The sequence below is a fragment of the Microbispora sitophila genome, from assembly GCF_014892245.1.
Lineage (GTDB): Bacteria > Actinomycetota > Actinomycetes > Streptosporangiales > Streptosporangiaceae > Microbispora > Microbispora siamensis.
In genome coordinates this window covers 54,594-69,450 of sequence record NZ_JADBGC010000022.1, presented here as the reverse complement: position 1 = coordinate 69,450, position 14,857 = coordinate 54,594, and the positions used below count along the sequence as shown (strand labels likewise).

Below are 14,857 nucleotides of genomic sequence, written 5' to 3'. Positions count from 1 at the left end.
CAGGCGCGTCCGCCGCTGAGGGCCTGCGCTGAGCTGGGTCCGCGCCTTCCTCCTGCCGGGCAGAGAACGGCTCAAGCGAGAGGCGGGGCAGAGCGAGCGGGCCCGTGCGCGAGTTTCGCGGATCACGGACAGGCGTCCCGGTCGCACTTTCGGTGCCGAATACCGATGCCGCGACCTCCGCCCAGTCGGCTGCCCCGGCTACCACCGAGCCCGCTCCCGCGGTCCTCCCACGCCGATCCGTTCGAGGTCTACAGCGACCTCATCGGCAGGCTCGTCCCCGTGCACAGACGCCGCGACGCCGTCGTGGCCTGTCGCAACTCCCTCGACGGCATGGCCGGGCTACAACCTGCACCGGGACTGACCGCACTGGTGGTCGTGCTTGGCGACACCCTCCAGGTCACGGTCATCGTCATCGGCCACGTGCTGGGCACCGTACTGGCCCACGACCGCGCACTGGCCCTGTTCCCCCGGCGAACCGCCGTCCTCGGGCAGATCCCCCTGCTCGTGCTGATGGTGGTCTACACCATCGTGGGCCTGCTCCTCCTGTTCGCCGCCTGAGCCGCGACGGGGAGTTCGCGACGTCCGTGGTCGCGCCCTCTCCGCCGTACGCACCTCAGATCATGTCCACTCACGCTCACCACATCGCGGGTGCGGCAGCCGGAGCCCGGAGTTCCTTGCGGATCCGAGCTCCGGCTTCACAAGCGATGCGCTCAGCCGGTCATCCTGGAGCGGAGCCCGAGCAGGGTGTCGATCACCAGGAACACGGCCAGGGAGATGCCCATCAGGGGCAGGAAGTACCCCACGACGAGGGCGAGCAGGGCCAGCGGCGCCAGGACTCCCCAGTGCACCGCCCGCCAACCGCCGCGCGGGTAGGGCCTGCCGAATCCGCGGGTCGGTCGGCGCTGCCACCACATCCGGTAGCCCAGCACGATCAGCGTGACGAGCCCGGCCGCGATCGCGGCCAGGACGACCTGGTTGACCAGGCCGAACAGCAGCCCCATGTGCGCGTCGATGCCCCATCGGGTGAGCTTGGCGGCCAGCGGGTAGTCGGCGAACCGCAACGCGCCCGCGATGTACCCGGTCGCCGGGTCGACCGCCACCTGGTCCAGCCGCGTGGGCGCGGTCTTGTCGATCTCCTTGACGATGTAGGGGCTTCCGGTTTCGCCAGGCCACGTGATCTCCAGCGGACCGGACAGCCCCGTGCCGGTCGCGACCTCCAGGACCCGGTCAACGCCCACGTCAGAGTTCAGGTCGACATTGTGGTGGCCCATCGCGGCGTGCGCGGCGTGGTCGATGGGAGCCGCGCTGATCGACGGGGTCGCCCAGCCGAAGGCGGTGCGGAGTTCGTCGATGTTCGCTCCGGCGTACTTCGACCAGGTCAGACCGGTGGCGGACAGGAACAGTACGCCCAGCACGGCCCACAGGCCTACCGAGCCGTGCCAGGACAGCGTGCGACGCAGCCCGGTGGCGGCGCGGTCGGGAGTGAGCAGGCCGCGCAGGCGGCGGCCGTCGCGGCGACGCCTGCTCAGCCACAGCGCCAGCCCGCCGAGGGCGACGACCCACAGCCAGCTGGCGGCCAGCTCGCTGTAGATCCGCCCGGGCTCTCCCAGGTGGAGGCGACGGTGCAGGTCGGAGATCCAGGCGCGTACGGGCAGTGCGCCGGAGCTCCCGTAGCTTTCCAGCGTGCCGCGCACCTGACCGGTCCCGGGGTCGACGAAGACCGCCATCTGGGTGCTTTCGGGCAGGTTCGGCACGTCCAGCAGCACCCTGGTGGTCCGGCCGGGCTCGGCCGCGGGCTGTACCGCGGTGACCTTCCCTTCGGGGAGCGTCTGGCGGGCCGCGGTGACCTGCTGACTGAGGGGAAGGCTGCTCTGGCTCACGGGTGCGGTGAGCTCGTGCCGGTAGACGACCTTTTCGATCTGGAAAGAGGCGGCGTACAGCAGGCCCGTGGTCGCGGCCACGAGCAGGAAGGGGGCGACGAGGATTCCGGCGTAGAAGTGCAGGCGGAGCACCAGCGGGCGCAGCGCCGCCCAGGTCGCACGCCTGGGGTGGGGAGGCCGGGCCGGATCGACGGCACGCTGAATGTCAGCGGTAGAAGTCATGGGGGTTCTCCGTTCATGGCGAGCGCACACCGACAGGTACGCGTCACCTGAGTAGGGGGGTTGGGCCGCGGACCGCGTACAGCGCGGTTCAGGGCGGCGAAACGGGCGTACGGCATGGCGAGCCGATGCCGCCGAGGCAGGCGGCAGCCCGTATCAGAGAACGGAGACGGCCAGAGGCGGACCGCGCCGAGCGACCACCACGACGAAGTCGGAGCGACGAGGGACCGGGAGGGGATGTTCCCCCACCGGGCGGGGAGTGGGCGGGGCGATGTCGACCAGCGCACCCGCGAAGACGCGCAACACGGCCCGCAGTCCGCGTACGGGTGTGACGGCCAGATGCACGATCATCGCCAGGGCCGACTCACCGTGTTCCAGCACCCAGGCGGACAAGATCGCCATCGCGGCATGGATCAGCAGCATGCCCAAACCGGTGCCGTGCTCACCCGTCCACGGCGACGGCGACGCGTGCGCGGCGCCGAGAGTGAACAGGTGGTGCATCCCGTACTGCGCACCGAAGGAGGCGCTCAGCAGGACTCCCATGCCCCGCTGACGGCCTGCGAGCAGGAACGCACCCAGCCAGGTCAGCGCCATTGCGGCGACCAGGGTTCCCGGATGCACGGGAGCCCCGCCGGCCAGCATGTGCAGAGCAGCCGAGACCAGCACGCACGCTGCCGCGAACACCGCGGCACGCAACGCACGCAGGGACGACTGGCCGACACACACGGCGCAATCGTCCCATAACGCCCATATGCCTTCCATTCTTGACTTGTTTGATCACCATCGGATATGGGTGTCGATTCCCTCCGTATGGAGGCCTGGCCCGGCTTCACCGCCTGCCGCGGTGACAGCAGAAGGACCTCATTGTCAACGACGCTCGAATTGTGGCTCTGGCACAGATTCCGTGCGTTGACCCGCCTCAGTTTCCCCGGCGGCCGTCGGTCCCACCGAACGCCGGCCCTACAGCGTGCACAACCTGCTCACCAAGTTCACCAAGGCAAAGCCCGTGATCTACCGGGACCAGCGCACGTGCACCGCCTACCCTGGTGGCACATTCTCCAAGACCCACGGCAAGAACCCACCGTCAACGGCGGCGACCCTGGGGTGGTGCACGTGTCCGCGTAGTCGGGGTTCGGCAACTCCTCGTCCTTCAGTTGGACCGCCAACAAGAAGATCCGGAATTGCGGTAATTCGCCGTTAGGCTGGGCCGACCCCGCCTCGCGGTTGCCGAAGCGCACACGTACGCGAGGGCACGCGACGGCTGTTCACCGGCTCGTTTCGAATGCTCCAGGACTTGGGCGATGCGGCGGAACACCCGGCACACACACCTCGGCCGGCGCTCGTAGGGCCTGGGGCGGCCCAGCGCCGGCAGATCGTTCCCACGCGACCATCGTCACCGCCGCTTCGTCCCAGGCCCTCACAGAACCATGACCACGCCCCTAAAGGGGAGGCCGGCTGTCGTTAGTCGGGGACGATGAGCCCGCGCTGATAGGCGCGGACCAGTCGGCGGGGCACCAGGAGTTCGCGTCCGCTCACGGTGATCGGCACCAGATCGGGCGGGGTCGCCTTCCACTGGCTGCGGCGGTGGCGGGTGTTGCTACGCGAGGTTCTGCGCTTGGGGACGGCCATGCTCACCAGCTCGCTTTCGTCACGCCCGGCAGTTCGCCCCGATGGGCCATCTGACGGAACCGGATCCGGGACAGCCCGAAGGTGCCGAGATAGCCCCGCGGGCGGCCGTCGACGGAGTCGCGGTTGCGCACGCGCGTCGCGCTCGCGTCACGCGGCTGGCGCGCCAGCTCGCGTACGGCCGCCGCCCGCTCTTCCGGAGTGCCGGTGCGTGCGATCTTCTTCAGCTCCGCACGCCGTTGGGCGTAGCGGGCCACCACGGCCTTGCGCCTCTCGTTGGCGGCGATCTTGCTCTTCTTGGCCATCAGACCTTCTCTCCCCTGGCGCGGATCCGGGTGACGGCGGCCTCGATGCCGATCTTGTCGACGGTCCTGATCGCCCGGGCGCTGAGCGTCAGCCGGACATAGCGGTTCTCGCTGGGCAGCCAGTAGCGGCGGTGCTGAATATTGGGGTTCCATCGCCGGCGGGTGCGCCGGTGGGAGTGGGAGACGCGGTTGCCGAAGACCGGCGCGGCTCCCGTGAGCTGGCAGTGCGCGGACATCAGGCCCTCCCGTAGCGCTGGTTGAACCGCTCGACGCGGCCGGCGGTGTCGAGCACCCTGCTGCGCCCGGTGTAGAAGGGGTGGCTCGCCGAGGAGACGTCGACGTCCACCACGGGATAGGTGTTGCCGTCCTCCCACTCGATCGTCTTGTCGCTGGTGATGGTCGAGCGGGTGAGGAAGGCGAACCCGGCGCCCGGGTCGCGGAACACGACCGGGTGGTAGCCGGGGTGGATGCCCTTCTTCATCGTTCCTCCCGGAAGGCGACGTGCCTGCGGATGATCGGGTCGTACTTGCGGAGCGTGAGCCTGTCGGGGTCGTTACGCCGGTTCTTGCGGGTCACGTAGGTGTAGCCGGTCCCCGCACTCGATCGCAGCTTGATCACGGGGCGTAGCTCGTTTCTGGCCATGGGCCGTTCCTCTCTCGCCGTCTGCTTGTGCAATGATAACGATAATCATTTCCATCTCCGCAACCCGGAGGCCTCCATGTCCACCCCCGTCGTCCTGGTCGCGGGCCTGCACGCCTCTGCTCGCACGGCCGTCGTCGATCGCCTCCTGCGCGACCATCCCGGCTCCGTCGCCGTCCACCACGATCTGCGGGAGGTGACCGCCGGCCGGGTGGAACGCGTGGTCCGCGACGCCTCCACCGTGCTCGACCTGGCCGACGTACGACTGGCGCACGGCTGTGTCACCTGCACCGTCCGTGAGGACCTTCTCCCTCAGCTGGTGCGGCACGCCGCCACCGCGTCGCTGCTCGTGGTCGACCTGTGGGACTCGGTCGAGCCACGCTCGGTCGCCGAGGCTCTCGATTGCGAGGAGGCCCACGACATCCTGCGGCTGACCTGCGTGCTGACCGCGCTGCACGCCGGGCACATGCCCGTCGACATCACCCGCGGCGACCGCCTCAGCGAGACCGGTCAGCCGGCCGCGGCCGGCGACCAGCGCTATCTCGCCGAAGTCCTGACCCGGCAGATCGAGTACGCCACCGCCCTGACCCTGCACGGCGGCGATGAGGATGACGCGGAGCTCTCCCGCGCCGTGCTCGCCCACCTCGCGCCCTGCACCCCGGTCTTCACCGAGTCGCTGCCGGGCGTGATCGGCGCCCGGCTCTGCTCGCGGGAACTGGCCGAACGCGTCGACCCCGCCACCGCCCAGCTTCCCTGCGACGCGCAGACCGACGAGATCACCACGGTCGTCTGGCGCCGGCTGCGCCCGCTGCACCCCGCTCGCCTGTTCGAGGCCGTGGACGAGCTGGTCACCCGGTCGGTACGCTCCCGCGGGCGGTTCTGGCTGGCCAGCCGGCCCGATCGGTTGCTCGCCTGGGACGCGGTCGCCGGCGTCGTGTCGGTCGAGGATGCCGGGCCCTGGCTGGCCGCGCTGCCGGAGGCCGCCTGGGACATGATCTCCCCCGCCCGCCGCACGGCCGCCGACCTCGACTGGGACCACATCACCGGCGACCGTGTCCAGCACCTGGTGTTCACCGGGCCCGACCTCGACCGCGAGCGCCTCCACGCTCTGCTCGACTCCTGCCTGCTCACCGAGGAGGAGGCCCTGGCGGGCTCCGACGTGTGGGCCGGCTACGACGACCCCTTCGCCCACATCCTCGACCTCAAGGAGATCGCATGAAGCCCCGCCGCACCCTCCGCAAGAAGAGCAACCCGCTGCACGGGGTGAACTACATCGACTACAAGGACACCGACCTGCTACGGAAGTTCATCTCCGACCGCGGCAAGATCCGCAGCCGCCGCGTCACCGGCGTCACGGTGCAGCAACAACGCCAGATCGCCCGCGCCATCAAGAACGCCCGTGAGATGGCCCTGCTCCCCTACGCCTCCCGGCCGCGTTCCTGACCGGCACAGCGGACGGCGTCGTCGGACGTCGGCGACGTCCTCTGACCGGTTGACCGTCGGCCCGTTCGAATCCGCGGCCGTAGCACCACAGTGTGCTGCGGCCGCGGATCGAGCCGGTAGAAGGAGCAGGCCGGCGGGGACGTAGGCATGCTTCCGCCCCGGGGCCGACACCGTGCCGGCGAAGACACATCTGCGGACGCGCGTTCCGCTCAGCCTGCCGCCGCGTCCGGCTGTCGCAGTTCCACAAGCCCATGCCCGAGTTCCCGGGCCGCGAGCCCTGCAGCCGTCGCTTCCGAGACCACGGTCGCCGGGCTCACCGGGAACATCGTGAAACGTACACTGCGATCGTCCAGGGTCTGTCCGTCGCGAACGGCGCGGTAGGTCATGGTCCATTCCATCGCGGTCTGGTCCTTCGGCTGGGCGCTCATCCAGCCCTCGTAGGTCACGTCCCCGACCGTGGTCACGTGATAGCGCTGCGACGGCACGGTGCAGACCTCGGGTGGGTCCTGAACCTCGACCACGGCGAGAGCTCGCGGGGCGAGACGGTCAGCGAGCACCTTCATGAACTCGCGTCGCCCCGCGGCGTCGAAGTGATGCAGGACGCCGATGGCGAGGACGGCGCACAGCCTCTCGGGCAGCACCGCCTCCGAGAGCGGCAGCGGAAGCACGCTGACCCGCCGGCGCAGATCAGGATCAGCGGCGACACGCGTCACCAGCACGGTACGCATGGACGGGGACGGTTCCACCGCGACGATTCGCGCCTGTGGGAGGCTGTGCGCGGCGACGAGCGTCGACAGCCCGGTTCCTGCCCCGACGTCGACGACGGGACCGGTCGCGGGGTCCACCTCGGCCAGGGCGCCGGCCAGCACGGGCCGCAGCACGTCCCAGTAGGGCTCCGACATCAGCTGGTAGTACTCGGCCGTGCAGGCGTAGGAATCGGTCATCGTTCCCTCCAGGGGGCTCGTGCGGGCTGGAGAAGCGCCGTGTGGCCGTCCGATTGCATCCGTGAGACACCGAGCGATCGTCCGGCGAAGGCGAAGAGGCGGCCGGCCGCCAGGCATCCCGATGGATCCCTGGCATCGGTGGAACGAAAATGATTATCGTTGTCTCTTGAGTCGCACTTTACTCCCCTTCGGAAGGACGTGAGCGCATGGACGCGCTGCTCGACGTTGTCGTTGTCGGTGGAGGGCCGGCGGGGTTGAACGCCGCCCTGGTGTCGGGGAGGCAGCGGCGCCGCGTGCTCCTGCTCGACAGCGGCCGGCCGCGCAACGCGCCGGCGCAGGAGACGCACATGCTGCTGAGCCGTGACGGCTTCGGCCCGGCCGCCCTCAGAGAGGTCGCGAGGGCGGATCTGCGTGTCTACCCGACGGTCGAGGTGCGGTCGGCCGAGGTCGTCGACGCGCGGTCCGTCGCCGAGGGGTTCGAGGTGGTCCTGGCGGACGGTTCCCGAGAACGTGCTCGCAAGCTGATCCTCGCCACGGGCCAGACCGATGTCCTCGCGGACGTCCCCGGATTGGCCGAGCGGTTCGGCCGCAGCGTTTTCCACTGCCCCTTCTGCCACGGCTACGAGGCCCGGGATCGGCCGCTCGCCGTTCTGGGGGCGGACTTCCCGAGTGTGATGCTCGCCCTGTACGTGGCCGACCGCTTCTGTGAGGACGTGACGCTATGCACCAACGGGGAGGAACTGCCGCAGGAGCACCGGGATCGCCTGGAGAAGGCCGGCGTTGGGCTGCGGGAGGAGCCGGTCGCGGAGGTACGCGGTGAGCTCGGCTCCCTGGAAGTCGTCTTCACCGCCGGGAAGCCGCTCGCGCGCGGGGCGATGTTCCACCGGACGCGCATCCGTCAGCACGCCGACCTGGCCGAACGACTGGGGTGCGAGCTACTTCCCGACGGGTGCGTACGCGTCAACGAGTTCCAGCAGACCTCGGTGCCCGGCGTCTACGCGGCGGGTGACATGGCCCGCCTGGCAGTCCTCCCGGATGCCTTGACGTTCGTGGTCATGGGCGCGGCCGACGGCGCGCGCGCCGCGATATGGGTGGACCAGGAGCTGTTCCGCGCTGACGCCGGCCTCACCCCGCCGGCGCAGCCCTGACCTCTGGTGGTGCGGTAGGCGACGACGCGCCGGCGCGAGCCCGGTCTCCCGCTTGTCAAGGTGGCGAACAGGAGACCGGGCGAGCGACCGCCAGGGCCGTGGGATGTCACGTGGCCCCGGCGGAATCCGGCCGAGAAGGTCATCGCGGAGAGAGAGACCTCTCGCCGCGGCCCGGTTTCTCGCGGATGGAAGCGGCGAGGCCGGCGACCGTGGGGGCGGCGAGGAACGCTCGAGGTGTCACATGCGGCAGTCCTGAGCGGGCCAGGCGGCTGAGCATCCGTACGGCGTTGAGAGAGTCTCCCCCAAGCGCGAAGAAGTCCGCGGCGCGGTCCAGCGGGACGCCCTCGGGCAGGTCGAGCACCTCGCGCCAGCAGGCCGCCACCGCTCGCTCCAGGTCGTCGCATAGCGGACCCCCGCTCTGCGCCGTCCTGACAGGTGGCCGGGCGTCCAGCCGAAGTGCCGTGTCGTCCGCCGCGGGCTCCAACGCCTGCGGCAGTTCGTGCGCGATCTGCCAGCCTGATGGGCTGACCAGGGACTCCAGCAGGACGGTGAATTCCGAGAACAGGTCGCGGACGACCGAAGGGTGGAAGAGCTCCGCCACCAGCGAGAAGACGATCACGAGCTCGTCGCGCGCCTCGTACAGTCGCGCCTCCAGCGCCACCTGGGGGGTCCGTAGCTCCTGGTGGTGGTCCGTCAGGTCGATCCTGCCCAAGGGGCCGGCCTCGTCGGGAATCGTGCTGCCCATCGCCGCGTCGACGCCGAGGGTGCTCTGGAAGACGACCGGGGCGACCGGCCGGGTGCTGCCCCTACGGCGGGCGAGCTCCCGTGAGACTTCCACTCCGGAGACCAGGTTGTGGGCGAGCGCGTCGCCGATGAGCGTTTGGCAGGCGTGAGCGAGTTCGGCGAGTGTGCCGCGCTCGGGCAGGTCGACCGGCAGGAGCACGGTGGACGAGAACGCGCCGACCATGCGATGCACGTCGGGATGCAGCGGCAGACGGTTGAGCTGGAGGCTGTTGAGGAGGAAGCGCCGATGGCCTGCCGCGCGGGCGAGCGCGACGGCGTAGACGGCGAGCGCCGCAGCCGACGGTGTCACCTGATGCTCGCGGCACAGCTGCTGCAGTCGGGTCCAGCGAGACGCGTCCATCCGCTGGTGCAGGCTCTCCATCACCGGCACCCGTACGGCATCCGGCTCGACGGCCAGAGGAAGGGCCGGCGGCTGGGGGAAGTCGTCGAGCCTGCTCCACCACCAGTCGCGGTCGGCTTGCCACTGGGGCGTTTCGGGCAGCCGCTGGACAGTGGTGACGTAGTCCCCGAAGTCGACGTCGAGCGGAGCCAGGACGGTGTTCCAGTCGGCGGCGAAGGCGAACAGGTCCCGGTAGAACACCCCGGAGGACCAGCCGTCGACAAGGAGCAGACTGGTGGCGGAGTGCAGCCGGCCGCGACCGCCCGGCAGAAGGCTCAGGCGCAGGTCGACGCCGGGCCCGCTCATCGGGTCGGGGCCGTGCCGGCGCATCTCCTCACGCAGCTCGGCGAGGCGCCGTGCGGCCTGCTGCTCACCGAGTCCGCGCCAGTCGTGGACGCGAAGGGGCACGACCGCCGCCGGATCGTCGACGTCGAGGATGTGCTGGCGGCCGTCGGAAAGGATGCGTGCCCTCAGCGTGGGCTGATGCGCGGCCAGCCGGTTCACCGCGTCCTGAAGTGCTTCGGGGGCTTCCTCACCGTCGACACCCACGAGGCCGATGTCCAGGTAGTGATGGGCTGAGTCGTAGGACAGCTCCCAGCCGTCCTGCTGGCCGACGAAGTATCCCTGCTGCAACGGGAGCAGCGGGAACGGTGTGAGCGGGTCGGGCCGTCGCGTGATGTGCAGGTCGGGAGCGTCGGCGGTCCGTCCTGCCGAACGGTCGCGGATGACGTCTGCGAGCTCGGCCAAGGTCTGCTCGACTCTGATGTCGGACAGCGCGAGCACCACTCCAAGCCGTCGCCGCACCAGAGCGGCCATGCGGACGGCCAGTACGGAGTCTCCGCCGAGAGCGAGGAAGCGGTCGCCGGAAGCGATCTCATCCTCCCGGACGTCCAGGACGTCCGCCCAGATCCCGCGCAGCATGACCTCCGCGTCCGCACGGGTGGCACCGTACGAGTTCGAGCGGGGGTCTGGCGTGAGGGCACCGTCTGCGGAGACCGCGTCCGCTGGAGCGGGCGGGTGCATGGGCCTGATCGGCAAGGGCTTCTCCCATCGGGATGAGGGTGACGGTTGTCCGGTGCGAATACGGCGGTCAGCGGGCGCCGGGGCGACGACACGGCGACGTCGCCATGCCGGGGTCCGGGCCGGGGAGGGCATCAACGGACTGGATCTCGCGGAGCGCCAGGTGCAGGGGTAGGCGTTCGGCGGCCGCGGCGAGAAGCGAGCCGGGGTCGGGGCGATGGGCGCCCTCCCCGCGCACGGCACTGAACACGTACTGTCCGGCGGCGGCGAGCGGGTCGTCGGGGTCGGGCCGGACCCGCACGTCCCGGAATCCCACCGCCGCCAGTTGCCGGAGCCATTCGGCGCGGGTGAGGAAGACCCGGTCCTGCCCTTCCCGCAGGTCGGCGAATCCGGTCAGCGGCTCCTCGGCCCGGGGCGACATCAGGAAATGCATCGAGGTCGAGACCAGGTGATGCTCGATACAGGACTCGAGCAGCACCAGCGTCCCTCCGGGCGCGAGCAGGTCACGGAGGGACGCCAGGGTTCGGCCCGTGTGGCGGGCGTTGTGCAGGACGTTCGCCGCCAGGACGATGTCGAAGGGAGCCTCACCGCCGCACTGCGCAGACGACAACCGGGCCGACGACAACCGGGCCGACGACGACCGGGCCGACGACAACTGGGCGGACATCCCGGCGTTGATGTCCAGCAGGGCATAGCGCATTCCGGGCACGTGGCCGAACCGCTCGCGCGCGGCGTCCAGGAAAAAGCCGGAGACGTCGGTGAAGAGGTAATCGAGGGGGACATGGGCGAGGGCGTCGAGGACGAGTTCCGTGGTCGCGCCGACCCCCGCCCCGATCTCCAGCACGCGCAGCCTTCCCTGCGCATCGCGGGCCCAGGACGCTGTGGCGACGGCGGTCGCCGCGAGCGCGTTGAGGTGGCGGCTGACTAGGTTGTCCCGATAGTTGCCCTGCGCCGTACCGGTCTCCCCTCCGGGGAAAAGCAGCGACTGCAGGCTGATCTCGTCGCGGACCAGATGCGGCAGGCTCCGCAGGGCGGTCTGGAAGAACCGGCCCATCGCCGCCGGATACCCCATGCCTCGTCGCCCGGCCTCCAGGTTCCGCATCGCCGCGGCCAGTTCCGGGCGCGACACCGGGCGCAGCCCGTGATGTTCCCCGGCCTCGGAGCGGAGCATTCCTTCGCGGGTCAGAGCGGCGAGCCAGCGGCGGACGATCCAGTGATGGCGAGGGGCCGCCCCGAGCGCGCTGAGGATTTCCCCGGTGGAGTACGAGCGGTCGTCACCGAAGAGCCCGGCGCGGTGCAGGGTGTGGGCCATGGCCAGCAGGGCGGCGTGATCCATGGATGCCAGGCAGTCGGGTACCGCATGAGCGTCGCGGAGGGGACGCGTCCTGGCAACCGCTTCCGCGGGCAGAGGGCTTTCCGGAGGCAGAGGGCTTACCGGGGGGGCTGTGCCGCCGTTCGTGGACGCCGCCCCAACCCCGCAGACCAGCGCCGCCGGAGCCACTTGCCCACCCTCTGTGATGAGAAAGACCTGTGCTTCGGCCACCTCCGGCAGCGCTTCCAGCGCGCTGCGGATGCGTACCAAATCCTCGGTTGTGAAGGGGACGGCAGGCGTGCGGGAATCAGCGGACACCCGCGGTCACCTCCGTTTCCAGGCTGATCTGCGGGAGACGCGCGCTGGGAAGAGCCGACCGCAGGTGGTCGTGCAGCACTTCGGGGAGGCGGCGTGCCACGAAGACGGGCAGCGGTTCGTGGATGAGCGAGCGAGGGTCGGCGCCGTCAGCCAGCGCGGCGACGCTTTCGGCCGCGACTCGGCCGGCCGAGGCGGGCAGTGCGACGGCGAGGCGGGCGGGGTCGGCCGGGTCGAGGAGAACCGCCCCAGGACCGATGCCGTCCGCCCTGTTCGCGAGGGACTCGGCGAGGGCGTGTGGCGTGATCGCATCCGCTGCGTCGTCCAGGAGGGCGTTGCGGATGCCGGTCTGCAGCCCTTGGGTCCCGAGGAGGCCGCGGTCCGGTGCATGTGGCGAGAGCGGCCATGTGGCGGACGGGGACTCCGCGGGGTCGACATGGAGCACCAGGTCATAGCGGTAGCGGGTGAGTTCGGTGTCCTGCGCCATGGTGCGGGCATGGACCGCCAGTGATACGCGGCGGCCCGCTTCGGTGGCGATACGCGCGATCAACCGGGGGTCGATCAGCATCTCCTCTTCCAGCGCGGCGCGGCGCACCGCTCGCCGCTCGACCTCCTCAGGAGCGGCCGACGGTTCCTTGGCGCGCTCGACCCAGCGGCAGTAATGGGTGAGGAGGCCCGCATGGCGGACATCGCCCACGATGACGGTCCCGCCGGGGGCGACGAGATCGATGGCGTCGAGCAGCACAGCTCGCAGATAGCCCAGGTCGGGGAAACACTGGGTGACCGAGTTCAGCAGCACGCAGTCCGGCCGCACGCCGCGCCCCATGGTCTGGGTCAGGGCGTGGGTAACCTGCTCGGAGCGGGCTTCGTGGGCGGCGGCGAGCACGACGGCGGTTCCCGGTGTGCGCACGGCCGAGAGACGTTCGACGGCGGCGGCGGAGACGTCCGTGCCGACGTATGCCGTGAGATGGTCGCGCAGCGCGTGCAGCAGCAGCCCGCTTCCGCAGCCGAGTTCGAGCACACGGACCGGATGACAGCTCAGCACCAGGTCGGTGGTGCGGCGCAGCCAATCGGTCATGTGCGCGGTCGGCAACGGGAGGCCGGTGTCGGACGCCCGCCAGCCGGACAGGTCGAGCCCCGCCGAGTGACGTCCCTCCGCGCTCTCGTACACCCAGTCGTAGACGTCGCTCCAGTGCTCCAGGAACTCGCGCAGCAGGGCACCGGGAACAGGACGTACGGCGAGGGTCTCCGGAGCGGGGGTCACCACGATTCCGTCGGGGCCGCGACGGGCGCCGTCCACCCACGGATGGGTGAGCAACGCACCGAGCAATGCACCGAGCAGCGGGTCGAAGGTCGTTTCATCGGTCACGCGTTCATCACGGACGTGTTCATTACGCACGGGGGTCCTCCGTCGGATCGGCGTGCGGGCTGAGGGACGGGACGGCGACGGGTGCGGCGCCCGTCAGGTCGTGCAGGGCTCCGGCGCCCAGGGAGAGGACGCGGTCCGCGCGGCCGGCGACGGTGCGGTCATGCGTGGCCATCAGTACGGCCAGTCCCTCCGCGCGGAGCACGTCCAGAAGGTCGAGCACGCCCGCGGCGGTGCCGGCGTCCAGCGCCGAGGTGATCTCGTCGGCGAGGAGCACGGCCGCGCCGGGAGCCAGGGCCCGGGCCAGGCAGACCCGTTGACGCTGGCCGCCGGAGAGCCGTCCTGGGCGGAGGCGGGCGTGCGCGGTGTCCAGCCCCACCTCGGTCAGGAGGCGCAGCGCCTCCCGGCGCGCGGGCGCCCGATTCAGTCCCGCGAGGGTACGCAGGGGGCGGGCCACCGCGGTGACGGCGCGGTGCGCGGGGTTCAGCTCGTCCTGCGGGTTCTGGCCGACGAGTTGCACACGGCGCAGTTGGACGCGGTCGCGGTGGGCGGCGTGCGGCGGCAGCACGGTCGGCTCGCCGCCGTTGCCGGGCGGCGTCAGGACCACGGTTCCGGCGGCGGGCGGATGAAGGCCGGCCAGGGCATGCAGGAGGGTGCTCTTGCCGCTGCCGGAAGGACCGAGCAGCGCGACCGACTCCCCCGGATGCAGCGTCAGGTCGGCCGCGGCGAGGAGTGGCGGCCCGCCCGCCGGATGGTCGAGCCGCAGCCCGCGCACGTCGAGGACGGGGGGCCCTGCGACGCCGTGTCGGCGGAGAGGGACGGGACGGTCCGCGGCGGGTGGTGGCGAGCAGGCGAACTCGACCACGTCGTCGGCCAGTTCCGCCACCAGCTCAAGGTTGTGGGTGACCAGGACCGTGACGCAGGCGGAGTCGCCGCCGCGGCGGCGAACGGCCTGGACGACGAGCCGGACGCACTCCGCGTCCAGGCCGCTGGTCGGCTCGTCGAGCACCAGCAGCGGCGGGTCTCCGACGAGGGCGCGTGCCAGTGCCGCCCGTTGTGCCTGACCGCCGGACAATCGGCCGGGTGGCCTGCCGTGGAGCTCCGGAGCGAGCCCGAGCCGTTCCATAAGAGCGGCCGCTTCGCGGTCTGCCGGCAGAGGGGACGCCCGGTCGGACAGAGCTTCGGCGACCTGTCGGAGCACGGACCGCCGTGGGTCGAGGGCCGAGGCGGGATCCTGTCCGAGCCAGCCGACCTCGGCGAGGCGCCAGCGGCGCCCGGCGCGTCCGGCAGGTACGGGGCTACCCTGCCATCGCACCGTTCCGGACGCGATCCGCAGGCCGGGAGGCAGGCAGCCGAGCATGGCCCGCAGGGCCGTGGTCTTACCGCTGCCCGAGGGACCGGTCAGGGCGAGGACCCGGCCGGGGGCGGCATGCGTGTCGAGACCGTCGACGATCACG

General features: G+C 70.9%; 16 protein-coding genes. 4 read left to right on the top strand and 12 right to left on the bottom strand.

Features of this window, described 5'->3' with window-relative positions; all coding sequences use genetic code 11:
* Positions 1-165: 165 nt before the first annotated feature.
* Positions 166-558 (top strand): hypothetical protein, encoded by a 393-nt coding sequence (locus IL992_RS33285; protein ID WP_193207289.1) that lies wholly within the window; start codon positions 166-168, stop codon positions 556-558.
* Positions 559-710: 152 nt separating this feature from the next.
* Here the strand turns inward: IL992_RS33285 and IL992_RS33280 are convergent, their stop codons facing one another.
* The 7 genes from IL992_RS33280 to rpmG form a co-directional block, all read right to left on the bottom strand.
* Entirely contained in the window at positions 711-2,102 is a 1,392-nt protein-coding gene (locus IL992_RS33280) for a PepSY-associated TM helix domain-containing protein (RefSeq protein WP_193207288.1), read from the bottom strand.
* Between the two features lie 153 nt (positions 2,103-2,255).
* Positions 2,256-2,825, bottom strand: a complete 570-nt coding sequence (locus tag IL992_RS33275) for a hypothetical protein (RefSeq protein ID WP_193207287.1) — start codon at positions 2,823-2,825, stop codon at positions 2,256-2,258.
* Positions 2,826-3,560: 735 nt separating this feature from the next.
* A complete protein-coding gene (gene rpmF, locus IL992_RS33270) occupies positions 3,561-3,728 on the bottom strand; it encodes a 50S ribosomal protein L32 (protein WP_193207286.1) in 168 nt (55 codons plus the stop codon).
* Positions 3,729-3,730: 2 nt separating this feature from the next.
* Positions 3,731-4,030, bottom strand: coding sequence for a 30S ribosomal protein S14 (rpsN, locus tag IL992_RS33265; RefSeq protein WP_193207285.1), 300 nt, complete (start codon positions 4,028-4,030; stop codon positions 3,731-3,733).
* On the bottom strand, positions 4,030-4,266 hold the full coding sequence (rpmB, locus tag IL992_RS33260; RefSeq protein ID WP_193207284.1) for a 50S ribosomal protein L28: 237 nt from the start codon (positions 4,264-4,266) through the stop codon (positions 4,030-4,032). The genes rpsN and rpmB overlap by 1 nt, the downstream gene beginning before the upstream one ends.
* A complete protein-coding gene (locus IL992_RS33255) occupies positions 4,266-4,511 on the bottom strand; it encodes a type B 50S ribosomal protein L31 (RefSeq protein WP_076443143.1) in 246 nt (81 codons plus the stop codon). The genes rpmB and IL992_RS33255 overlap by 1 nt, the downstream gene beginning before the upstream one ends.
* Positions 4,508-4,672, bottom strand: coding sequence for a 50S ribosomal protein L33 (gene rpmG / locus IL992_RS33250; protein WP_142650039.1), 165 nt, complete (start codon positions 4,670-4,672; stop codon positions 4,508-4,510). Before rpmG ends, IL992_RS33255 begins: the two co-directional genes overlap by 4 nt.
* A 76-nt stretch (positions 4,673-4,748) precedes the next feature.
* On the opposite strand from rpmG, the gene IL992_RS33245 reads away from it, so the two are divergent.
* On the top strand, positions 4,749-5,888 hold the full coding sequence (locus IL992_RS33245; RefSeq protein WP_193207283.1) for a CobW family GTP-binding protein: 1,140 nt from the start codon (positions 4,749-4,751) through the stop codon (positions 5,886-5,888).
* Positions 5,885-6,112: a 30S ribosomal protein S18 gene (gene rpsR, locus IL992_RS33240; RefSeq protein ID WP_193207282.1), complete on the top strand. Its 228-nt coding sequence runs from the start codon at positions 5,885-5,887 to the stop codon at positions 6,110-6,112. The genes IL992_RS33245 and rpsR overlap by 4 nt, the downstream gene beginning before the upstream one ends.
* Positions 6,113-6,321: 209 nt before the next feature.
* Here rpsR and IL992_RS33235 read toward each other — a convergent pair whose 3' ends face one another.
* On the bottom strand, positions 6,322-7,056 hold the full coding sequence (locus IL992_RS33235) for a class I SAM-dependent methyltransferase (RefSeq protein ID WP_193207281.1): 735 nt from the start codon (positions 7,054-7,056) through the stop codon (positions 6,322-6,324).
* 206 nt (positions 7,057-7,262) lie between these two features.
* On the opposite strand from IL992_RS33235, the gene IL992_RS33230 reads away from it, so the two are divergent.
* The gene (locus tag IL992_RS33230) at positions 7,263-8,204 is read left to right on the top strand and encodes an NAD(P)/FAD-dependent oxidoreductase (protein ID WP_226874206.1); all 942 of its coding nucleotides are present in this window, start codon (positions 7,263-7,265) and stop codon (positions 8,202-8,204) included.
* Positions 8,205-8,343: 139 nt separating this feature from the next.
* On the opposite strand, the gene IL992_RS33225 is transcribed toward IL992_RS33230, so the two are convergent.
* The 4 genes from IL992_RS33225 to IL992_RS33210 form a co-directional block, all read right to left on the bottom strand.
* A complete protein-coding gene (locus IL992_RS33225) occupies positions 8,344-10,308 on the bottom strand; it encodes a condensation domain-containing protein (protein WP_193207280.1) in 1,965 nt (654 codons plus the stop codon).
* A gap of 169 nt (positions 10,309-10,477) precedes the next feature.
* Complete coding sequence (locus IL992_RS33220; protein ID WP_193207279.1) at positions 10,478-11,743, bottom strand: class I SAM-dependent methyltransferase; 1,266 nt, start codon at positions 11,741-11,743, stop codon at positions 10,478-10,480.
* Between the two features lie 283 nt (positions 11,744-12,026).
* Positions 12,027-13,403, bottom strand: a complete 1,377-nt coding sequence (locus tag IL992_RS33215; RefSeq protein WP_319018982.1) for a class I SAM-dependent methyltransferase — start codon at positions 13,401-13,403, stop codon at positions 12,027-12,029.
* A 22-nt stretch (positions 13,404-13,425) separates the two neighbouring features.
* Positions 13,426-14,856, bottom strand: a complete 1,431-nt coding sequence (locus IL992_RS33210) for an ABC transporter ATP-binding protein (protein WP_319018981.1) — start codon at positions 14,854-14,856, stop codon at positions 13,426-13,428.
* Position 14,857 lies beyond the last annotated feature (1 nt).